The sequence below is a fragment of the Prosthecobacter vanneervenii genome (assembly GCF_014203095.1).
Classification (GTDB): domain Bacteria; phylum Verrucomicrobiota; class Verrucomicrobiia; order Verrucomicrobiales; family Verrucomicrobiaceae; genus Prosthecobacter; species Prosthecobacter vanneervenii.
Map to the genome: position 1 here is coordinate 132957 of NZ_JACHIG010000004.1, position 20901 is coordinate 153857.

Annotated in this window: 18 protein-coding genes; 13 read left to right on the plus strand and 5 right to left on the minus strand. The window is 61.7% G+C overall.

What is annotated here, in order from left to right; translation table 11 throughout:
- Positions 1 to 17: 17 nt before the first annotated feature.
- The 3 genes from HNQ65_RS10635 to alaS form a co-directional block, all read right to left on the minus strand.
- Positions 18 to 812, minus strand: coding sequence for a flavin monoamine oxidase family protein (locus HNQ65_RS10635; protein ID WP_246438096.1), 795 nt, complete (start codon positions 810 to 812; stop codon positions 18 to 20).
- Between the two features lie 17 nt (positions 813 to 829).
- Positions 830 to 1570 (minus strand): FAD-dependent oxidoreductase, encoded by a 741-nt coding sequence (locus HNQ65_RS10640; RefSeq protein ID WP_221306121.1) that lies wholly within the window; start codon positions 1568 to 1570, stop codon positions 830 to 832.
- A 139-nt stretch (positions 1571 to 1709) separates the two neighbouring features.
- Positions 1710 to 4589 carry an alanine--tRNA ligase gene (gene alaS / locus HNQ65_RS10645; RefSeq protein ID WP_184339511.1) on the minus strand — a complete coding sequence of 960 codons (2880 nt, stop codon included), beginning with the start codon at positions 4587 to 4589 and terminating at the stop codon, positions 1710 to 1712.
- 200 nt (positions 4590 to 4789) lie between these two features.
- Here alaS and HNQ65_RS10650 point away from each other — a divergent pair, with 200 nt between their 5' ends.
- From HNQ65_RS10650 to HNQ65_RS10675, 6 genes are all read left to right on the plus strand, one after another.
- On the plus strand, positions 4790 to 5197 hold the full coding sequence (locus HNQ65_RS10650; RefSeq protein WP_281382079.1) for a type II secretion system protein: 408 nt from the start codon (positions 4790 to 4792) through the stop codon (positions 5195 to 5197).
- A gap of 78 nt (positions 5198 to 5275) precedes the next feature.
- Positions 5276 to 8713 (plus strand): DUF1553 domain-containing protein, encoded by a 3438-nt coding sequence (locus HNQ65_RS26665; protein ID WP_343076557.1) that lies wholly within the window; start codon positions 5276 to 5278, stop codon positions 8711 to 8713.
- Positions 8714 to 8767: 54 nt separating this feature from the next.
- Positions 8768 to 8986, plus strand: a complete 219-nt coding sequence (locus HNQ65_RS10660; RefSeq protein ID WP_184339513.1) for an addiction module protein — start codon at positions 8768 to 8770, stop codon at positions 8984 to 8986.
- A 3-nt stretch (positions 8987 to 8989) separates the two neighbouring features.
- The gene (locus HNQ65_RS10665) at positions 8990 to 9292 is read left to right on the plus strand and encodes a type II toxin-antitoxin system RelE/ParE family toxin (protein ID WP_184339514.1); all 303 of its coding nucleotides are present in this window, start codon (positions 8990 to 8992) and stop codon (positions 9290 to 9292) included.
- A 149-nt stretch (positions 9293 to 9441) separates the two neighbouring features.
- Positions 9442 to 11103, plus strand: coding sequence for an autotransporter outer membrane beta-barrel domain-containing protein (locus HNQ65_RS10670; RefSeq protein WP_184339515.1), 1662 nt, complete (start codon positions 9442 to 9444; stop codon positions 11101 to 11103).
- 65 nt (positions 11104 to 11168) lie between these two features.
- The gene (locus HNQ65_RS10675; RefSeq protein ID WP_184339516.1) at positions 11169 to 12620 is read left to right on the plus strand and encodes a DUF1501 domain-containing protein; all 1452 of its coding nucleotides are present in this window, start codon (positions 11169 to 11171) and stop codon (positions 12618 to 12620) included.
- A 202-nt stretch (positions 12621 to 12822) separates the two neighbouring features.
- On the opposite strand, the gene moaD is transcribed toward HNQ65_RS10675, so the two are convergent.
- Positions 12823 to 13068 carry a molybdopterin converting factor subunit 1 gene (gene moaD, locus HNQ65_RS10680; protein ID WP_184339517.1) on the minus strand — a complete coding sequence of 82 codons (246 nt, stop codon included), beginning with the start codon at positions 13066 to 13068 and terminating at the stop codon, positions 12823 to 12825.
- Entirely contained in the window at positions 13065 to 13619 is a 555-nt protein-coding gene (locus HNQ65_RS10685; RefSeq protein ID WP_184339518.1) for a phosphoribosyltransferase, read from the minus strand. Before HNQ65_RS10685 ends, moaD begins: the two co-directional genes overlap by 4 nt.
- 75 nt (positions 13620 to 13694) lie before the next feature.
- On the opposite strand from HNQ65_RS10685, the gene pdxH reads away from it, so the two are divergent.
- From pdxH to HNQ65_RS10720, 7 genes are all read left to right on the plus strand, one after another.
- Positions 13695 to 14348: a pyridoxamine 5'-phosphate oxidase gene (pdxH, locus tag HNQ65_RS10690; RefSeq protein WP_184339519.1), complete on the plus strand. Its 654-nt coding sequence runs from the start codon at positions 13695 to 13697 to the stop codon at positions 14346 to 14348.
- A 244-nt stretch (positions 14349 to 14592) separates the two neighbouring features.
- Complete coding sequence (locus HNQ65_RS10695) at positions 14593 to 15114, plus strand: GbsR/MarR family transcriptional regulator (protein ID WP_343076558.1); 522 nt, start codon at positions 14593 to 14595, stop codon at positions 15112 to 15114.
- Positions 15115 to 15186: 72 nt separating this feature from the next.
- Complete coding sequence (locus HNQ65_RS10700; RefSeq protein WP_184339520.1) at positions 15187 to 15603, plus strand: hypothetical protein; 417 nt, start codon at positions 15187 to 15189, stop codon at positions 15601 to 15603.
- A complete protein-coding gene (locus HNQ65_RS10705) occupies positions 15603 to 16067 on the plus strand; it encodes a hypothetical protein (RefSeq protein WP_184339521.1) in 465 nt (154 codons plus the stop codon). The genes HNQ65_RS10700 and HNQ65_RS10705 overlap by 1 nt, the downstream gene beginning before the upstream one ends.
- On the plus strand, positions 16064 to 16489 hold the full coding sequence (locus HNQ65_RS10710) for a thiol-disulfide oxidoreductase DCC family protein (protein WP_184339522.1): 426 nt from the start codon (positions 16064 to 16066) through the stop codon (positions 16487 to 16489). Before HNQ65_RS10705 ends, HNQ65_RS10710 begins: the two co-directional genes overlap by 4 nt.
- Positions 16490 to 16757: 268 nt before the next feature.
- Positions 16758 to 20027 (plus strand): PVC-type heme-binding CxxCH protein, encoded by a 3270-nt coding sequence (locus HNQ65_RS10715; protein ID WP_184339523.1) that lies wholly within the window; start codon positions 16758 to 16760, stop codon positions 20025 to 20027.
- A gap of 22 nt (positions 20028 to 20049) precedes the next feature.
- Positions 20050 to 20883 carry a DUF2971 domain-containing protein gene (locus HNQ65_RS10720; protein ID WP_184339524.1) on the plus strand — a complete coding sequence of 278 codons (834 nt, stop codon included), beginning with the start codon at positions 20050 to 20052 and terminating at the stop codon, positions 20881 to 20883.
- The last annotated feature ends 18 nt before the right edge of the window (positions 20884 to 20901 follow it).

Sequence of the window (20901 nt, forward strand, 5' to 3'; positions counted from 1 at the left end):
CCATCGTACTTTTGGCCTCACACCCCATCAATCGCCAGCGCCACCCGCCTTGCCGACCGCGTCGCCGCATCCTGTCCCCACGGCAGATTGTCATACGCAGCTCCCGCAAAGTGCACACGCCCCACCGGCTGGATGAGGTGCGGCCAGATTCGCGCCAGCTTGCCCAGCGCAAAGGCATGCCGCTCACAGCCAAAGGCCAGCGGCTCCTCCTTCCACCACTCATGCACGATGGCGCGCTCGATGCTGTCCTTGTTGTGGCCAGGATAAAACTTCCGGAAGGCGGCCAGCGCATCCTCCGCCGAGAGCACGGGTGGGCCGCTGCCCATCAGCACGCAGCTCTCTCCAGGCACCTCGCCTGCGCATTCATACACCAGCCCCATGGTGCTGTTCCCCGTTTCCAGGTTGATGCTTGGCAGCGTGTCGCCCTCCCAGAAGCGTGTCTTCGCCTGCAGTACGATGCGCGACTGCATGCCCATCGGCGTGTGCTCCAGCGCAAACTTCTTCGCCTCCGGCCAGCCTGGCGTCACCTGGATGCCCGCGATCATCAGCGGCGACACACACATCACCGCATAGTCCCCTTTCAGCGTCTGCTCCTTCTTGTCCGGCCCTTCGGTGAAGGTGACTGCGACTCCGCCCGCATCATGCGTCAGCGTGGTCACCTTGCAGTTCTTCCGCACGCGCTCACCGAGCAGCCTGGCAAAGGTGTCCGGCAGCAGCTGGTTGCCGCCCTTGAGCCGGAACACCTCGCGCTTAGACCTGTTCTCGAAAAGAATGTCCGATTGAACCGGCGAGCGCAGCGGCCCCAGTGGCAAGGCGGGAGCGCCGCCTGCTATTTGAAAATAACAGGCAAGCGACCAACGCAGCCAATGGGGCCGCTCCGCCGCCCGGGCAATGTGACAGGCTTTTCGAGAACTGGTATAAACACCGGCAGCCCGCGCATCTTCACAATGGATTCCTGCCAGATGCGGTACAGCGCCGAGACATCGCTCTCTGTGGCGGGCTTCTCCTTGCTGCTCAGCCGCGAGCCGCCGCAGAAGCCGCGCGCCGTTTCAGATGCGCCCTGCTCCGCCAGCCAGTCGCCCAGCACCACGTGGTCCAGCTCGTCCAGCCCCACGCCAAAGGGCTGGTACTCGTCCTTAAATTTCTCCGCCATCGGCCCAAAGAACAGGCGGGACAGGTTCTTCCACCCATGCTCCTGCATGTAGGCCACCTCGCGCTCGTTAAAGCCAAATTCCCGCTGCGTCTTCGCATCCGCCAGCTCTTCCTCCGTGCGCCATTTTCCGCGCACGTTGGAGTACATCTTCCGCCGCCGCTCATAGGTCAGCACGGGCAGGTCAAACTTTCGCACCCACTCGCGGTAGGTGTCATAGCCGGGATCGGTGAACTGCTCCGCCCCCACATCCGCATACAGGCCGTCTGGCAGCGGATCATAGATCGTCTTCACATGCCCGCCCGTGCGTCGTGCTGCCTCCAGCACCGTCACGTCATGCCCGCGCTCCATCAGGTCATACGCACAGCTCAGCCCGCCAATGCCTCCGCCGATGACGACGACCTTTTTCTTCGCAGGCACCGCTTGAGCCGCAGCACCCGCGAGCAGCGCCCCCGTGGTGGTTGCCGACGGGAGAGGACAGGGGGACAGGCGCGCATCCTCAAGATACGCGTGCAGACACGCGCATCTTGAAAAGCTGCCAGGGCCAATGTCAGAAAGCCTACGCGCCGATCAGCTTCCGCGCTTCAGCCAGTGCCGCATCCACCTTCGACACATCCTTGCCGCCGCCGCGTGCAAAGTCCGGCTTGCCGCCGCCCTTGCCGCCCACGATCGGCGCGATGCCCTGGATGATCTTCCCGGCCTGCACCTTGCCCTGATGCTCCTTCGCCACGCTCGCGATCAGCGCCACGCTGCCGCCGCCCGTGGCTCCCAGCACCACGATGCCGTTGAACGAGGCCTTCAGCGCCTCAGCCACGCCCACCGCGTAGTCCGCATCCACATCGCCCAGGTGCACCACGATGGCGTTGTTGATGACGGCTTTGGCCATCAGTTCCCGGGCCTTCGTGGAGGCTTCGCGCTGCTGCGCCGCCTTCAGAGCTTTTTCGAGTTCCTTCTGCTGGGTCAGAATCTGCTCCAGCTTCTTCTCCAAATCCGCAGCACCCTGCGCGCTCACCTTGCCGGCCAGCAGCTTCAGCAGCTCCGCATCAGCACGGGCGGCATTGTAGGCTTCCAGTCCGGCGATCGCTTCGATACGGCGCACCCCGGCGGCCACGGCGCTTTCTCCCACGAGGCGGAAGAGGCCGATCTCGCCCGTGCTGCGCGTGTGCGTACCACCGCACAGCTCCATGCTCCAGCCGTCCAGCTTGTTGCGCTGGCCGCCGATCTGCACCACGCGCACGAGGTCGCCGTACTTCTCGCCGAAGAGGGCCATGATGCCCTTGTTGGCCTTCGCTTCCACATACGGCACTTCCGTCCAGGAAACCGGTTCGTTGGCCACGATGCGCTCGTTCACCAGACGCTCGATGTCGGCGATCTGCTGCGCAGTCAGCGCGCCGCTGTTGAAGTCAAAGGTCAGCTTGTCCGGAGTGACGCTGGACCCCTTCTGCGTGGCGTCCTTGCTCACCACTTCATGCAGCGCCCAGTGCAGGATGTGCGTCACCGTGTGGTGGCGCTCGATGGCATGACGGCGTGGCGCATCGACGATGAGCTTCACGGTGCTGTCCACAGCGGGAGCTTCGTCACCATCCAGGAAGTGCAGCCAGGTGTTGCCCACCTTCGTCGTGGCATTGATCGGGTACGTGTTGGCTCCGAGAATGAGCTGCCCCGCATCGCCGATCTGCCCGCCCATCTCGGCATAGCAGGTGGAGACATCGAGCACGACGGCGGTCTTGTCTTTCATCGACACGACTTCGAGGACTTTGACGTCGGCTTCGAGAGCGTCGTAACCGATGAACTTCGTCGGAGCCTTGGTTTCGATTTCAGAGACGGAGACGACTTGCTTGTTTTTCTCGCCAGCTTTGCGAGCGCGTTCGCGCTGCTCTTCCATGAGTTCGTTGAAAGTGGCTCTATCAATGCCCAGACCTTGTTCTCGTGCCATCAGCTCGGTCAGATCGAAAGGGAAGCCTTCCTGGTCATAGAGTCGGAATGCGAGTTCACCAGAAATCATCTTGGTGGTGGAACCATCAGCGTTCTTTTTCGAGACGATCAGTTCGCCATCCTTGGTGCTATAAGTCAGGCCGTCAGAACCTTTTGATGGGGTGGTGTCGTTTGAACTTGCCAGCGAAACTGCTTTTTCAAACAGCGCGATACCTTTGTCCAAAGTCCGGTTAAAGCTCTCCTCCTCCAGCTTCAGCACGCTCTTGATCTGTTCCTTCTTCGTGCGCACTTCGGGGAACACATCCCCCATCTGCGCGGCCAGCACATCGACCAGCTTGTAGAAGAACGGCTCCTTAAACTCCAGTGTGCGGCCATACTTCACCGCGCGGCGCAGGATGCGGCGCAGCGTGTAGTTGCGGTCGCTGTTCCCGGGCTGGATGCCATCGGCAATCGCAAACGAAAGCGTGCGCAGGTGGTCGGCGATCACGCGGAAGGCCACGTCGATTTTTTCCTGTTCGCTCACTGGCACCACATGGCCCTGCTCATTCGCCTTCGGCAGCGTGCTCTTGTATTCCTTGCCGCTTAGCTTCGTCAGCTCGTCAAAGATCGGCTTGAACACGTCGGTGTCGTAGTTGCTGATCTTCGCGTTTTCAAAGTCGGTGAAGCCTTTGGTACCCTGGATGATCGAGCACACACGCTCAAAGCCCATGCCCGTGTCCACGTGCTTGGCGGGCAGCGGCTCGAAGGTGCCTTCGGGCGTCGCGTTGTACTGAATGAAGACGTTGTTCCAGATCTCGATGCAGCTCGCGTCGCTGCCGTTCACCAGCTTGGCTCCGGCGCGCTGGCGCTCTTCGTCCAGGTCACGCGGGCCGGGGGTCAGGTCGATGTGGATCTCCGTGCACGGGCCGCAGGGGCCGGTGTCGCCCATCATCCAGAAGTTGTCCTTCTTGTTCCCGTTCACGATGTGGATCTCGGGATCCAGACCGATGCTGCGGAACTTCTCCGCCCAGATGTCCCAGGCTTCCTGGTCGCGCTCGGCGGGGTCGTTCTTGGACTTGTCCGGCTGGTAGATGGTCGCAAACACGCGGGTCGGCGGGAACTTCCAGCGCTCAATCACCAGCTCCCAAGCCCAGGAGATGGCTTCTTTTTTGAAATAATCGCCAAAGCTCCAGTTCCCCAGCATCTCAAAGAGCGTGTGGTGGTAGGTGTCCAGTCCCACATCCTCCAGGTCGTTGTGCTTGCCGCCGGCGCGGATGCATTTTTGAGTGTCCGCCGCACGGGTGGGCAGTCCTTTGTGCAGCACGCCGGGCCAGGTGTCCACGTCCGCGCTGCGCTCGCCTAGGAAGATCGGCACAAACTGGTTCATCCCCGCATTGGTAAAGATGCGTGCGCCGTCGCGGCTGGTGTAGCCCACATTGTCACTGGGTACGATGGTGTGCTGCTTCTCCTTGAAGAAATCGAGGAAGCTCTGGCGGATCTGGGCGGCGGTGGGGACGGCGGACATGATTTGGCTGGGGAAAAGGGCGCGCATGGTAGCGGGCGCTGGCCGAAGGTAAAGCCGGGGTTTGCACAGCTCCTAAAAGCCTAGGTCAGCCCCTCGCCAAAACCCACGGAATAGGCCTGCGGACAGCCTGGTGTCCCGGCGAGCATGACAGAAAACAATTTGTAAAATTACTGTAACTAAGATAATATTTATAAAAGAATATGACTTTTGGCCATCGAAAACTCAAAAAAACCAGCTCTTCCGCACACGGATTCAGCTTGGTTGAGCTTTTGGTCACCCTCATGGTCCTGGGTCTCATGGCCGCCATCGCCATGATTTCCTTCGGGGGAGCCCGCCAGGGCGCCGAAGATCAAAAAGACCGCCGCAATGCCCAGGAGATCACCAGCGTGGCAGGCATGGCCAGCGCCGCAGGTGCCGCGTTCATCGTGCCTGGAGACGAAAAGGCTTCCATCGTCAATCTCCGCGATGGCGTCAGCCCCACCAAAGGCGCCTTCCGCGGCCGCCTTTTCAAGATCGGTGCCATGGGCGATGCCGAGATCACCGGGGCCATGCGCTTTATCGTCATGTCCGGCGACGAGTTGCGGTACAACACCACCCTCAGCCAGTAAGGGCGTCCTGCCTCCGCTCCCTGCATGGAGAATGCCGCTGTGCATCAAGAATGGCGCTTCTCCGGCGTATGACACAGCGTGACCCGCGTTCCCCTCATCGTTCTTCTCGCCGCCGCAGCCACCGCTTCTGCGCAGCAGGCCCCGCGTCCCATCCATTTCTCCCGGGAGATCCGTCCCATCCTGAGTGAGAACTGCTTCTTCTGCCACGGCCCCGATGAAAAGAAGCGCGAGGCCGGCCTGCGTCTCGATGACGAATCCAGTGCCAAAAAGAACAACGACGGCACCATCGCCGTCGTCCCCGGCAAGCCCGAGCAGAGCGCCCTCCTCCAGCGCATCATCAGCAAGGATCCCGACGAGGTCATGCCTCCGCCCAAGCAGCACAAGACCATCCCGCCCCAGCAGATCGCGCTGCTTACCGAGTGGATCAAGCAGGGCGCGCCCTGGGGAAATCACTGGAGCTACGAAAAGGTGGTCAAACCGGCCGCGCCCAAGATGGCTGCCTCTGGCATTCAGAATGCCGAATGGAAAGCCTCCTCCAATCCGGTCGATGCTTTCCTGGCTCAGCGCCTGAATCAGGAAAAGCTGCAGCCCTCCCCGCAGGCAGACAAGGCCACCCTCATCCGCCGCACCGCGCTGGACCTCACCGGCCTGCCACCCACACCCGCAGAGCTGGAGGCTCTGGAAAAGCAGCCCCATGACAAGGTGGTAGAGCATTACTTAGCCACACCCGCCTACGGCGAGCACTGGGCCCGCCAGTGGCTCGATCTCGCCCGCTATGCCGACAGCTCCGGCTACCCCAGCGACCAGCCCCGCGAGATCTGGGCCTACCGCGACTGGGTCATCCGCGCCCTGAACGCGAACATGCCCTTCGATCAGTTCACCATCGAGCAGCTCGCCGGCGATCTCCTGCCCAAGCCGACCGACGACCAGCTCATCGCCACCGCCTTCCACCGCAATACGATGACACAGAACGAAGGCGGCACGGACGACGAGGAGTTTCGCAATGCCGCCATCATCGACCGCGTCAACACCACCTTCGCCGTCTGGATGGGCACCACCATGGCCTGCGCCCAGTGCCACACGCACAAGTACGACCCCATCACCATCAAGGAGTACTTCCAGTTCTACGCCTTCCTCAATCAAAGCGCCGACAGCGACAAGAAAGACGAGGTGCCTCTGCACAGCTTTGACACCGCCGAACTCATTCAAAAACGCGCGAACCTGAAACGCGAGATCGACACCTTGGAGAAACAGTTTTCCTCCCCCGCCCCCGCATGGCTCGCCGGTCTCGATGCCTGGGACCAGGGCTTTGCCCGCGATCTCGGCTGGCAGACACCGCCGCCCGCGAAGGTGAGTACGCAGTCAAAACAGACCGCCGCCATCGCTGCCGACGGCACCGTCTCCATCCCCAAAAACACCGACACCGACACCTACACCGTCGAACTCCCCGCCACCGGCGACAAGCTCAGCGCCCTGCGCCTGGAGACGATACCAGCCGCTGGTTTCGGCAACTTCGTCCTCACTGACCTCAAGGCGGAAATCGTGCGTGCCGATGCCGCACCTCCGCCGCAGGCACGCTACGTCCGCGTCGAGCTTCCCGGGGACAAAAAGATGCTCCAGCTCGCCGAGGTGCAGGTCTTCAGCGGCAGTCAAAACATCGCCCCCTCCGGCAAGGCCTCCCAGAGCAGCACCTACACCGATGCCGCCGCCCGCCGCGCCAACGACGGCGGCACCGAAGGCGACTACGCCAAAGGCAGCGTCTCCCACACCGCCGACGGTGACAAAGATCCCTGGTGGGAGGTCGATCTCAAAGAATCCAAACCCGTGGACCGCGTCGTCGTCTGGAACCGCACCGACGGCGGCACCGGCAAGCGCCTCGATGGCTTCCGCGTGCTCCTGCTCGATGAAAAACGCCAGACCCTCTGGAAGAGCGACCCCACCCCCGCACCGGACAAAGACAAAACCTTTGCCACCAGCGGCCCCGTGGCGGTCACCTTCACCACCGCTCTGGCCGACTACGAGCAGAGCGGCTTCACCGCCAGCTCCATCCTCAAGCCCAAGGACAAAAAGCAGCAGGGCTGGGCCGTCTCCGGAGCCACTGACAAGCCGCACACCCTCACCCTCCTCGCCGCCACTCCGGTCATGATACCCCAGGGCGCGCGCCTGCGCATCACCCTTGCCCAAAAGAGCGAGCACAAGCAGCACACCCTCGGCAGCTTCCGCCTCAGCTACACTGGGGACGCCCGCGTGCAGCAGGCCGCCAAGGTCCTGCAGGAGGTCGTCGCCGCGCTCGCCCAGCCCAAGGACAAGCGCACGCCCGCGCAGCAGCACACCGTGGTGGATTACTTTGTGCGCAATGTGTCCAAAGCCTCCGCCTCACAGCGCACCCGCCTTGCCGCCGCACAGAAAGAGCTCGCCGCTATCAAGCCCGTTACCGTGCCCATCATGCGCGATCTCGACCCCAAGCAGCGCCGCATCACCAAGATCCAGCTTCGTGGCAACTGGCAGGCCCTCGGTGACGAAGTCACCGAGGCCACCCCCGCTGCCTTCAATCCTTTGCCCAAGGACGCTCCGCGCAACCGCCTCACCATGGCCCGCTGGATCGTCAGCCGCGACAATCCCCTCACCGCCCGCGTTACCGTAAACCGCCTCTGGGAAAGCATCTTCGGCACCGGCATCGTCCGCAGCAGCGAGGAGTTCGGCAGCCAGGGAGACCTGCCCGTGCACCCCGAGCTGCTCGACTGGCTCGCCGCCGAGCTCATGGACAGCGGCTGGGACATCAAGCACATCCTCAAGCTCCTCCTCACCACCGCCGCCTACCAGCAGACCTCCAAGAGCACGCCCGAGCTCAACGAGCGCGACCCCGACAACCGCTTCCTTGCTCGCGGCCCGCGCTTCCGCCCCACCGGCGAGCTGCTGCGCGATCAAGCCCTCGCTGTCAGCGGCCTCCTCAGCCCCAAGATGTACGGCCCGCCCGTCCGCCCCATGACGCCCAATCTCGGCCTCACCACCGCTTTTGGCCGCAGCAATGACTGGACCGTGAGCCCCGGAGAGGACGCCCACCGCCGCAGCCTCTACACCGAAGTCCGCCGCAACAGCCCCTATGCCAGCTTCACCACCTTCGACGCCGGCAACCGCGAAGTCTGCATGATCCGCCGCAGCCGCACCAACACTCCGCTGCAGGCCTTCGTCACCCTGAACGATCCCGTCTTCATCGAGACGAATCAGGCCATGGCCCGCCGCCTCGTCGCCGAAGCCAAGACCACCCCCGAGCGCCTCGCGCTCCTCTTCAAGCTCTGCCTCTCCCGCGCTCCCGCCGCTCATGAGTCCGCAGCACTCACCAAGCTCTACGACGACTCCCTCACCACCTACCGCGCCGACCTCCCCGACGCCACCAAGATGGCCACCGAACCCCTCGGCCCCGCCCCCAAAGACGCCAACATCCCCGAACTCGCCGCCTGGACCGCCGTGGCAAACGTCATCATGAACCTCGACGAGTTCCTGATGCGCCGCTGATTCGCAGGGCCAAATCGTCGATTGCTCTTTGCCACTGGGAGATCATCTTTCACCATGACCATCGCACTCGAACAGATTCGTCAGATGCCAGTGGTGCAGCGCATCCAGCTGGTGGAGGACATCTGGGACTCCATGGTGGCGGAAGACGTGGACTTCCCGCTTAGCAGTGCCCAGCTTGCCGAGCTTGATGAGCGGCGTGCTGCCATGGCGGCCGATTCGTCCATTGGTATCCCATGGGCCGAGGCCAAGGCACGGCTGCTGGCAGGACAGTGACCCATGAAAAAATCCGTCCTCTCGCCATGCGCGCTCTGTGATGCAGATGACGCGCGTCGATGGTACGAAAACTGCGAGCCAGGCCTGGGTTCCGAGTTTGTCCGGGCGCTGGAAGAATGTCTGTCACGCATCGAGGCCAGTCCTGAAATGCATCGGGTCGTGCTGGCCCCTTATCGCAAAGTGCTCATGCGCCGTTTCCCGTTTCAGGTCATTTACGAGATCCGTGAAGACAGCCTTTGGATCCTCGCCGTTTATCACGCCAAACGTGATTCCGCCCTGCTGCGCAAAAGGATGACCGGACCATGAAAGGGGCTTTCTCTGCATGAACCTCGACGAGTTCCTGATGCGCCGCTGACACACCGCCCCCCTTTGGTGGGGGGTGCCTGACTAGGGCTTGAAGCGGGCGGACCGCTGGAAGTACAAGGCTGAAACATTTCAGCCTCCTCCCCCTTTCCATGCTGTCTGCCCGCATCTCCGCACTCGTTGCCCTCGTCTTCCTCATCCTGGCCGGTGCCAGCCATGCGCAGGTGCCATTCGACACGCTGATCTCAAACTACGGCCAGCCCAACCAGCTGACCAATTTCAACCTGTATGACCAGTCGCAGCGGGTTGCCTGGGACTTCACCACCGGCGCGGACGCTTACTCAGACCTCTTCCTGACGGTGCAGGCGAGCAACAATGACGGCGGCGGCCGCTATCTGACCGCAGAATTTTTCACCTCCGCCAGCTCCGCGCCGGACACGCTCGTGGGCAGCGTGCAGATCCGGGTGGGATTCACCGAGGGCAGCTTTCAGGACTTCAGCAATGACCTTCCCGCCGCTGTCGCGCTGGCTGCCAACACCACCTATTGGGTGGTCCTTTCCCTCACCGATCCGCTGAGCCATGGAGGCCCTCCAGGCATCCGGTTTCGAAACATCGCGGACGGCACCACCGACGCGGGCGGCATCTACTCCAGTGTGAGCGGCACCTCTCTTCTCACCTCGTCAAACAACGGCAGCACCTGGACCGCCCAAAGCGGCACCGACGCCCTGAAATACCTGCTCGAAGGCACCAAGGTGGTCGTGGTGGTGCCCGTGGTGCCGCCAGATGCAGTGCTCACCGCGCAGAGCCTTCAAAGCCTCGCACTCCAAAGCACCAGCGCCTTGCTGGAAGACTTCGCCATGCGCCTCTTCCGTGTGCGCTCCGGCCAGGGGGGCACCGCCAATCAAAACACCGTGCTGGTGGATCTCGCTGCGGAGGATGAGCAGGTGGTGCTCGGCGAAGGCGACGGCCCCGGCTCGCCGCCCCGCCTTGTCGGTCTCACCACCGGTGCCCGCGCAGGTCAGCTCCGCATCTTTTCTTCATTCGACTACGGCTACGCCGGCCTCACCAGCGCGTCAGCCCTCCGCAGCAACACCTACGGCGGTACCCTGGGCATGGAGCTGACGCTCACCGATCATCTCGCCTTCGGGGTCGGGATGGGCGCACTGACAGCACAGACTCGCGTGGCTGGCGGCATCGCCTCGGTCAATACCGACGGCCTCACCCTCGCCAGCTATGCCACCTATCAGCGCGGCGGCACCTATCTGGACCTCCTCTACGCCGCCACCATGCTCGACCACAGCGTCATCCGTGGCGCGGCCATCTCCAGCCCGTACAGCACCGTGCACACCGTGCAGTTCAATACAGGCCACAACTTCATCTCCGGTCGCTTCACGCACGGCCCCTTTGTCGGTGTGAACTACGCCCACGCCACCACCAATCCCTACACCGAGACCGGCCCCGGTGCCGTGACGGTGGACCGCCAGCGCTCAGACACCATCCAGGGCCGGGTGGGCTGGCAGGGCAGCGCACAGTTTGATCGCGGCTGGGGCGTCATCATTCCTCAGGTGCGCCTCTCCTGGGACAAACAATATCTCAATGACAGAAGCGTCTCCAATGTGGCCCTCGCCGGCGTGCCGGGCGTCGTCACTCGCACCAGCACAGGCGGCGCGTCGCAAAACGGCCTCGGTCTCGGCGCAGGTGTCATGGTCAGCCTGAACAGCGGCTGGGCCTTCGGCCTGAACTACCAGGGACACCTGCTCGACGGAGCCGCCAACCTGCACAATGCCATGGCCTACGTCTCCTGGCGCTGGTAGGCATGGTAAATCCTGCTTGGCTGGCAAAGGAGCTGCGTCTCCGTGCGTATCTTTGACACGCACGCATGAACCCCATTCTCCACGACTCTCTCCAGCTCAAAACCCGCCGCCAGTTCCTCGGCCATGCGGGCCAGTTCAGCCTCGGAGCCATCGCCATGCATGCCATGCAGCAGAAGGCTGGGGCCGCCATGGTCGCGGACAATCCGCTCATCCCCAAGAAGACCCACTTCGCCCCCAAGGCCAAGCGCGTCATCTACCTCCACATGTCGGGCGCGCCGCCCCACCTCGACCTCTTTGACTACAAGCCCGAGCTCGTAAAACGCAGCGGCCAGGACTGCCCCGACTCCATTCTCAAAGGCCGGCGCTTCGCCTTTACCACCGGCGTCCCCAAGCTCATGGGCACCCCGCGCACCTTCGCCCGATACGGCAAGGCCGGCATGTGGATGAGCGACGCCTGCCCCAATTTCCACACCATCGCCGACGAGATCTGCATGGTCCGCTCCATGAACACGGACCAGTTCAATCACGCCCCCGCAGAGCTGCTCCTCTTCACCGGCCACGCACGCCAGGGTCGCCCCTCCATGGGCGCCTGGGCCACCTATGGCCTCGGCACAGAAAATCAGGACCTCCCCGGCTTCGTCGCTCTCATCTCCAGCGGCACCCAGCCCAGCGGCGGCCAGGGCTGCTGGGGCAGCGGCTTCATCCCCAGCGTCTATCAGGGCGTGCAGTGCCGCAGCAAGGGAGACCCCGTCCTCTTCGTCAGCGACCCCGCCGGCATGAACCGCGCCATGCGCCGCAAGACTCTCGACGCGCTGCAAGATCTTAATCAGCAGCAGGTCGCTGAGTTCGGCCATCCGGAAACCGTCACCCGCATCGCCCAGTACGAGCTCGCCTTCCGCATGCAGACCAGCGTGCCCGAGGTCATGGACATCTCCCAGGAGCCGCAGCATGTCATCGAGGCCTACGGCGCCAAGCCTGGCGAATCCAGCTTCGCCAACAACTGCCTCCTCGCCCGCCGCCTCGTGGAAAAAGGCGTCCGCTTTGTGAACCTCTTCGACTGGGGCTGGGACTTCCACGGCACCAGCGAGGGCAGCGGCATCACCACCGGCCTCACCGCCAAGATGGCTGCGACTGACAAGCCCGTCTCCGCCCTCATCAAAGACCTCAAGCAGCGCGGCCTGCTGGAGGACACCCTCGTCATCTGGGGCGGCGAATTTGGCCGCACCCCCTTCCGCGAAGGCCGCACCGCCGCCAGCGCCGTCCTGGGTCGCGACCACTACCCCGACTGCTACACCCTCTTCATGGCCGGCGGCGGCGTAAAGGCCGGATTCGACTACGGCAGCACCGACGAGCTCGGCTTCAGCGTCGCTGAAAACAAAGTCCACGTGCACGACTTCCAGGCCACCGTCATGCACCTCCTCGGCTTCGACCACGAGCGCCTCACCTACCGCTTCCAAGGCCGCGACTACCGCCTCACCGACATCCACGGCCACGTGGTCAAAGACCTGCTGGCGTGAAATCCCAACGCGTGAAAAAGCTAAGATAGCGCCCGCAATCGCAGCGCTTTAGGAGCGCGGAATTCATTCCGCAGCAGGTCGTCTGCATGCCTCGCGTGAGACAGGGTTTGGCACGTCGCAAACACACTGGTTCCGGGACGCCGAGGAGATGCAAATGATGCGTAAAGCGCGGTGATCTGTACAACTCACTTCCCCTTCCCCCTTACCCCCCCTGCACCGGCGGCATGATCGCCACCTCACCGCCGTCATGCAGCGGCTCATCTCGCTTCACATAGGTCTGGTCCAGCGCCAGCAGCAGGCTTCCCTGCCATTCAGCGATCTTTGGCCACCGCGCTTCTACCTGTGCCAGCAGCTCGCCCATCGTAGCACCGGCAGGCACTTCCACAGAGATCTCGTCCGTGCCGGTGATGTCCCGCAGGACGGAGAAAAACAGCACGCGCAGCTTCATGATGCTGGGTCCAGGTTCAGGATTCCGATGCACGGCAGATTCCGGAAGCGGCCCCGGAAGTCCATGCCGTAGCCCACCACAAACTCATCATCGATCTCAAAGCCCGCGTCAGCCACCACTTCGCGCAGGCGTGGCCGGCGCTTGCTCAGCAGCACGCAGGTGCGCAGGCTCGCAGGTTCCTGCTCCAGGATGCGCTCGGTGATCGCCCCCAGCGTCAACCCCGTGTCCAGAATGTCATCCAGCAGCAGCACATCCTGCCCGTGCAGGTTCAGCGTGGCGGGCCAGTTCACCTTCACCTCGCCCGTCGTCGCCGTGCCGCCTTGGTAGCTGCTCGCGCTCAGCGTGTGCAGGCGCACCGGCATCTCCAGCTTGCGCAGCAGATCCGCCACAAAAAACAGCCCGCCGTCCATCAGCGCCACCACCGTCACCACACGCCCTGCCAGCTCCACATTCAGCCGCGCCGCCATCTCAGCCACCCGCGCCGCGATCTGCTCCGGGCTGAGCAGCACGCGTTCAAGATCTTGAATGACGCCGGTGACGTTGGAGGGCATGGATGGCAAAAGAGTGCGTAAAAGGCCAAAGCTGACGTAGCGCAGGCCGGTTGGTGTGCGTTTCTTTTAACCCGAATGAACCCGACTGACAAACCGAACCTGCCTGACCTCCGCGTGAGCTACAATCAGGGCGAGCTCGACGAGCACACCGCCCCCGCCGATCCCGTGGAGCTCTTCACCCTCTGGATCAATGACGCCCTTGAGCACAAGCTCCCCGAGCCCAACGCCATGAGCCTCGCCACCAACGGCCTCGACGGCACCCCCACCGTCCGCACCGTCCTCCTCAAAGGCATCGACGAGCGCGGCTTCCACTTCTACACCAACTACGAGAGCCGCAAGGGACACGAGATCGCCGCCGACTCCCGCGGTGCCGCCTGCTTCCTCTGGGCCAGCCGCCACCACCAGGTCTGCCTCAAGGGCCGCATCTCCAAGCTCGACCGCGCCGATGCCGAGCAGTACTTCGCCGTCCGCCCCTACGGCCACCAGATCGGTGCCTGGGCCTCCAGCCAGAGCCAGGTCATCCCCGGCCGCGAATGGCTGGAGCAGCGCGATGCCGAGATCAAAGCCCAATACCCCGAAGGCCAGGTCCCATGCCCTCCCCACTGGGGCGGCTACACCCTCCTCGCCGATGAGATCGAGTTCTGGCAGGGCCGCGTCAGCCGCCTCCACGACCGCATCCGCTACCGCAAGGAAAACGGCGTCTGGGTCAAAGCGCGCCTCAGCCCGTGAGATCTATTTGGAGTGCGGCTGCGCAACGAGGAACGAGTGGAGCTGCCGCTTTCGAGCGTCTCGTCGTGGGCTGAGGTGGAAGAGCCTGCGGACACCCACTGGCACTCCCGCCTTTGGACATCCCACGTTTGCGTAAATTGACCAGCACGTCGTTCAGGGAAGCAATTTGGGGAACCACAATAGCCCTTGGCAAAAAACTCAACTCCTCACTTGCCTTTCGGAATTTTCAGTTTTCATTGAAAACGTGAGCAAGGAACTGCCAGAATGGGAAAAAGCCCGCGAGGAATTCGTCATCCAGTGGGGCTCGCTCGGTACCCAGTGGGGCATCAATCGCACGATGGCCCAGATCCATGCCCTGCTCATGACCGCCCCGGAGCCCATGTGCACAGACGAGGTCATGGAGCGACTGGAGATCAGCCGCGGCAATGCCCACACCAATCTCAAAGACCTCGTCAGCTGGAACCTCGTCCGCATCATCACCAAGAAAGGCGACCGCAAAGAGTACTTCGAGGCTGAAAAAGACGTCTGGAAAATCTTCATCACCATCTCCAAGGAGCGCAAGCGCCGCGAGATCGAGCCCGCCATCCACCTCCTGCGCGACTGCGCCGCCCGCACCAAGGACGAAACCGTCGGCCCCGGCAAGGAGTTCCACCAGCAGATGAAGGACCTCGACGAGTTCCTCAGCTTCGGCGTCAAGGTGGCAGACACCGTCATCTCCATGAAGCACGCCTCCGCCCTCCAGTGGGCCATGCGCCTCCTCGGCTAATTTTTTCATGCCTTTATGTTTCAGAAAATACTGAAACTACCGAACAAACAAAACGCAAACCGACACACCGCCATGAACCACACCGTCATCACCTACAGCCTCTACCTCATCCTCGCCGTCAGCATGACGGTCTGGGTCGCGCGCACCCTCCACAAAAACGGTCGCATCTTCCTTGTGGACTGCTTTCACGGAAACACGGAGCTGGCAGACAGCGTCAACCACCTGCTCGTCGTCGGCTTTTACCTCATCAATATCGGTTTCGTCTCGCTCTACCTCAAGACCACCGAGGAGATCGAGGCCGCACGCGGCGTCTTTGAGGCGCTCAGCGGCAAGATGGGCGTCGTGCTCCTCATGCTCGGCGGCATGCACTTCTTCAATCTCTACGTCTTCACCCGCATGCGCCGCCGCGCCACCCTCGCCCACCTGCCTCCTCCCGTGCCTGCCATGAACCGCGTCAGCAAAGCCCACGACATCCTGGACACCCTGTAATGAAAACGTTTCTCCGCAAAATGAAGCTCTCGTTCCTCGCGATGTTGTGCGGCTGGATTGCGTGCAACATCGCCTGGTGGGCGGGTGCAGTGCTTGCAGCAAGGGCTGTCATGCCACCGCACACAGATGACATCGTGTTAATCACAGCGTGGACCGCCATTGTCGTGTTGGCAGCATGGCTGGCGGTTTTTCTGCCGGTGGATCTCTGCGTCAATGACCGCTCAAAGCTGCGCAGACCACTTACTGCGGCACTGTGCGGATTCCTGTCTGCATTCATCATTGTGGCCGGGGTTTTCGCCATCGCTGTTTCTTCTTTATTCGAGTATCAAAGCCTCATGGAAAGTATCTGGCGGGCGCTGGACAAGGCTGCTCTGCCCTACGCACTGGGCACCTGCGCCACCGGAACAGTCGCCGCATGGACTCGGGCCTTGATGGACAAACCAAACCGCAACCAAATACCATGAACACCCTCATCATCTTCTACGATGCCCGCTGCGGCCTCTGCTCGCGCTTCCGCCGCTGGATGCTCGAACAGGCCGCGTATGTGCGGCTGCACTTTCTGCCCTACGACTCACCCCAGGCACTCCGCCTCTGCCCCGATCTTCCCAGCCTGCGCGCCGATCAGGAAATCGTCGTCATGGGAGACGACGGCTCTCTCTGGCAGGGCGCAGGTGCCTGGGTCACCTGCCTCTGGGCGCTGTGCGAATTCCGCGAGTGGTCACTCCGCCTCGCCAGCCCCGCATTGCAGCCCATCGCCCGCAAAGTCGTGCACTGGATCTCGACCAACCGCATCACCCTCTCACGCCTCCTCCGCCTGCGCAGCGACGACCACATCAAACGCCAGATCACCGACGTCACCTGCGACACCGGCGCATGCTCTCTCTAGCCCATTTGAATGAACTCTATTTGCACCTCTGCGCGGCATTAGCACACGGCACTCCGCGAAAGGCGCCAGCATAGTGGTCCGCACAGTCCCCTGTGCGGCTTCCTTCACACCCAACCAACCACGCGCTTCCCCAACGCATATTTCCCCCAGCGCCATTTCAATCAATTCGCGGATATTCGCGGCTCATTCGCGTTGCATCCCCCTTTCATCCCATCCTCCCCCGAATCCCTTCTTGAACGAACCCTCGCGCCTGCGCTGTAATGCCTTCATGCCATTCCTCCGCAGCCTGCTCATCCTCGGCACCCTCGCCGCCAGCCTCCACGCCGCCGAGGACAAAATGCGTCTCGTTCGTGAAACAGACGCACTAACCCCCGATCAGGAACGCTCAGGACTCCACGTGCCGCCGGGTTTCACCGTGCAGCTCTTCGCCAGCGAGCCCCTGATCAACAAGCCCATCAACATGGCCTTCGACGCACGCGGCCGCTTGTGGGTTTCCTCCACCGTCGAGTACCCCTACGCCGCAGACAAGGCCCGCTGGTCAGACCCCCAGGGTACCCGCGTCAAACACAGTCGCGATGCCATCAAGATCCTCGAAGACACCAACGGTGACGGCCGCGCAGACAAAGTCACCGACTTCGCCGACGGCCTCAACATCCCCACCGGCGTCCTCCCCTGGCACAAGCCCGAGCACAAAGCCGGATGCATTGCCTGGAGCATCCCCAACATCTGGTACTTCGCCGACACTGATGGCGATGACAAAGCCGACCACCGCGAAATTCTCTTCGGCCCCCTCGGCTATGAAAAAGACACCCACGGCATGTGCAGCAGCTTCCGCATGGGCCTCGACGGCTGGGTGTACGCCACCCACGGCTTCAACAACACCAGCAAGTTGAAGGTGAGACAGCCTACGGAACACACAGAAGACACAGAAAAAAAGAAATCCGGTTCCGTGTCTTCCGTGCTTTCCGTAGGCACCTCTGAATTGGAGCTGCACAGCGGCAATGTCTTCCGCTTCCGCCCCGACGGCTCACGCGTGGAAATCTGGACGCATGGCCAGGTCAATCCCTTCGGCCTCTGCTGGGACCGCTTCGGCAATCTCTACAGCGCCGACTGCCACAGCTCGCCCATCTACCAGCTCATCCGCGGCGCCTGCTACCCCAGCTTTGGCAAGCCGCACGACGGCCTCGGCTTCGCCCCCGTCATGTGCCAGCACAGCCACGGCTCCACCGGCATCTGCGGTATCGTCTATATCGACGGCGGCGTCTGGGGCCCCGAGTGGGACGACCACATGCTCGTCGGCAACTGCGTCACCTCCCGCGTGAACCACGACACTGTCACTTTCACCGGCTCCACACCCAAGGCCAACGAGCAGCCCGACTTCATCACCAGCGACGACCCCTGGTTCCGCCCCGTCGATCTCCAGCTCGGCCCCGACAACGCCCTCTACATCGCCGACTTCTACAACAAGATCATCGGCCACTACGAAGTGCCGCTGGATCATCCGGGAAGAGACAAGGAGAGAGGGAGGATCTGGCGGGTGGTGAATTTGAAGCACACAGTGAGTTCAACGGAGTGGGCCGAGTACGCGAGCAGTTCCCAAAAGATGAGGCTTGTTCTGGAAAAAGGCAGTCCTCCGCAGCGCAAGATTGCCACGGATTGGTTTGCGCAGTCACCGGAACTTTGGAAGACAGAAAACTTTGCCTGGTGTGGCAATTGCTACGAAGCGCTGCATCCACAGACCACAGACCGGCGAGCCATAGAGGCCAATACCTGGGTCGGACTTCGCACAGGCAATGAAGGTGACCGCGCAAGAGTGGCCATGGGAGCCGCCAACTTTCTTGAAGAACGGGACTTCACCTGGAGGCATGCGAGCGTGAGGTTCCTTGCGGCTCTGGATTACTGGCCAGATGAGGCGAAGGCAGCAATGGTGCTGACCGCACGCGAAATCACGACAACACAGACCGCTACGTTGCGCATTTTGTCTCAGGCGATCGCCTCTCATCCAGCACCGGAATTTGTGGCTCCCATGTTGATGCATCTCGGGCGTGTTCCGCATGAAGATCCCTCGCTGCGTCTCGCCATCATGATCGCTCTGCGGAGCTGCCTGGAAGTTCCGAACGGCTGTCTGGCACTGCAGGGTGTCAAGATTCCAGCCAGCCAGAATGCAGACATGGTGCAGCTTGTCAGTAGCGCCCGTTCAGCAGAAGCCTCCCAGTTTCTCTGGGATCAGTTTGCATCATCCAAGGATGTAGAACAGCAGCAGGCCATGTTTCTTCACGTGGCTCGTTATGGCGAGTCCAAGCTCGTCGAGCAGGCGATTGCACTCGCCCGCAAATCATCGGAATCATCCGACACCCACTCGGCCATTCAAAAGCTCACCGCCATCCACAACGGCCTCACCGAGCGCGGCGCTCCCGCCAATCCCGAGCTGCTCCAATGGGCTCAACAACTCGCCACCCAGCTCCTCGATTCCGCACAGCAACAACCCGCCCCCGCCTGGACCTCCTCTGGCGAGGCCCAATGGTCCCTGCAGCCCCGCAAATGCACCGACGGCACCGAGGCGCAGGTGCTCCAAAGCATGGCCAAAGGAGGCGGCGATGAAGAAAAGCGCACAGGCATTCTCAAATCCAAAGACTTCACCGCACCCGCCAAACTCACCGTGTGGATCAACGGTCATCGCGGACCACCCACCAGCAAACCTCATGACAAAAACCTCGTGCGAGTCGTCGATGCACAAAGCGGCACCACACTCGCCAGCGTGTTCCCACGCCGCCACAACGACTGCCGCCGCGAAGAGCTGGACCTTTCCAAACACACCGGCAAAACCGTGCACCTTGAGATCGTTGATGGCGATGACGGCAAAGCCTACGCCTGGCTCGGCATCACCCGCATCGAGCCCGCCGTCGTCAGCGTGAACGACTTCCAGAGCGAGGACAGCACCCGCACCGCGCTCAAGACTCTCGCCATGCTGCTCCAGCACACCGCACCCGCTGTGCTGCGGGAAAAGCTCTCCGCCTACCTGCCACCACGTCCCGCACCACCACCGCTGCCCGTTTCACCCGAGCAGCGTCAGCAGCTCGATACACTCATCGCCACACGCTCTGCCGCCTACGCCAAAGCTAGGCCGGACATCGCCGCAGGAAAGACTGTCTTCACCGCGAACTGCGCCGTCTGCCATCAGATCCGCGGCACCGGCGGCCTCATCGGCCCGCAGCTCGATGGCATCGGCGCACGCGGCCCCGAGCGCCTCTGCGAGGACATCCTCGACCCCAACCGCAACGTGGACGCCCACTTTCACCTCCACACCCTCATCCTCAAAGACGGCACCACCCTCAGCGGCTTCCTCAAAGGCGAAGCCGGCCAGGTCCTCATCCTCGCCGACGCCGCCGGCCAGGAACACCGCATCTCAAAAAACGATCTCTCCAAAGACACCACCACCCCCATGTCCCTCATGCCCCCCGTCTTCGGCCAGACGCTCGATGAGAAAAACTTCATCAACCTTCTTGGCTACCTAGTCCATGAGAAGACCGGGCAATAAGACGACCTCGTGCACCACCGTTATGATTGACCCGATTTACAAGTTCCTCCCACCGAGTCGTGATTCTTATATAGAAGATGGCAAATTGAGGTTCAGCCAGCCTCGTTCACTCAACGACCCATTTGAGTTGGTTAACTTTAACGTGCTCAAGGGGTACGAACAGCATTTAATTTCATCATTTCAGTCAGAGCTCCAGAGAATCGAAAAGATCAGTGATCCATCAATTAGAGAGATTGAAAGGCAAGGAGTTCAGTCTGCTATCGACGAAGAGCTAGCGTGCGTGGGCAGAAAGGGTTCAAAGGAGCTAACCAAGTTTACTCAGGATATTATAGATAAATTTGGCAAAAAACTTGGAGTTCTAAGTTTATCCGATCGCTGGAACAGCTCTTTGATGTGGTCTCATTATGCCCAGAGACACACTGGGTTCTGTGTTGGATTTGACAGGAGCCATCCTTTCTTTGCTGATGAGACACTCCAAAAGACAAAGCTTAGGCCTGTTGTTTATGGTCTCGCCAGAATCGATTTTGAAGAGGAAATTCAGGGGCTTGGGCCAAGGATACCTTTCTATAAATCGCCTGAATGGGCTTACGAAGAAGAGTCACGAATCACATTTTATTGGGAACGTAACGGGCCAATCAATTTCACCGAATTGAAAGCAGAGAACCCTCCAGGAACCCCAGTTCGGCTACTTCATGTCCCGCACGAATCCATATGCGAACTATTGATTGGAATGGAAACACCAGCTGACTTGAAAGAGAAGATCATTAAATTCGCAGCTAGACTGAGAGTGCCTGTCTTTGAAACTTTCCAGTCCGTTACAAAACTAACCTTAGAACGTGGAGAATTGATTTTGTAAAAATGATAGAACTTCGGT

Bases quoted from the DNA above. Each gene is read 5' to 3' on its own strand.
- moaD (WP_184339517.1), bottom strand. From the start codon at position 13,068: ATGAAGCTGCGCGTGCTGTTTTTCTCCGTCCTGCGGGACATCACCGGC.
- HNQ65_RS10675 (WP_184339516.1), top strand. From the start codon at position 11,169: ATGAACCCCATTCTCCACGACTCTCTCCAGCTCAAAACCCGCCGCCAG.
- HNQ65_RS10715 (WP_184339523.1), top strand. From the start codon at position 16,758: ATGCCATTCCTCCGCAGCCTGCTCATCCTCGGCACCCTCGCCGCCAGC.
- HNQ65_RS10705 (WP_184339521.1), top strand. From the start codon at position 15,603: ATGAAAACGTTTCTCCGCAAAATGAAGCTCTCGTTCCTCGCGATGTTG.
- alaS (WP_184339511.1), bottom strand. From the start codon at position 4,589: ATGTCCGCCGTCCCCACCGCCGCCCAGATCCGCCAGAGCTTCCTCGAT.
- HNQ65_RS10665 (WP_184339514.1), top strand. From the start codon at position 8,990: ATGAAAAAATCCGTCCTCTCGCCATGCGCGCTCTGTGATGCAGATGAC.
- HNQ65_RS10650 (WP_281382079.1), top strand. From the start codon at position 4,790: ATGACTTTTGGCCATCGAAAACTCAAAAAAACCAGCTCTTCCGCACAC.
- HNQ65_RS10710 (WP_184339522.1), top strand. From the start codon at position 16,064: ATGAACACCCTCATCATCTTCTACGATGCCCGCTGCGGCCTCTGCTCG.
- HNQ65_RS10720 (WP_184339524.1), top strand. From the start codon at position 20,050: ATGATTGACCCGATTTACAAGTTCCTCCCACCGAGTCGTGATTCTTAT.
- HNQ65_RS10670 (WP_184339515.1), top strand. From the start codon at position 9,442: ATGCTGTCTGCCCGCATCTCCGCACTCGTTGCCCTCGTCTTCCTCATC.
- HNQ65_RS10700 (WP_184339520.1), top strand. From the start codon at position 15,187: ATGAACCACACCGTCATCACCTACAGCCTCTACCTCATCCTCGCCGTC.
- HNQ65_RS10660 (WP_184339513.1), top strand. From the start codon at position 8,768: ATGACCATCGCACTCGAACAGATTCGTCAGATGCCAGTGGTGCAGCGC.
- HNQ65_RS10685 (WP_184339518.1), bottom strand. From the start codon at position 13,619: ATGCCCTCCAACGTCACCGGCGTCATTCAAGATCTTGAACGCGTGCTG.
- pdxH (WP_184339519.1), top strand. From the start codon at position 13,695: ATGAACCCGACTGACAAACCGAACCTGCCTGACCTCCGCGTGAGCTAC.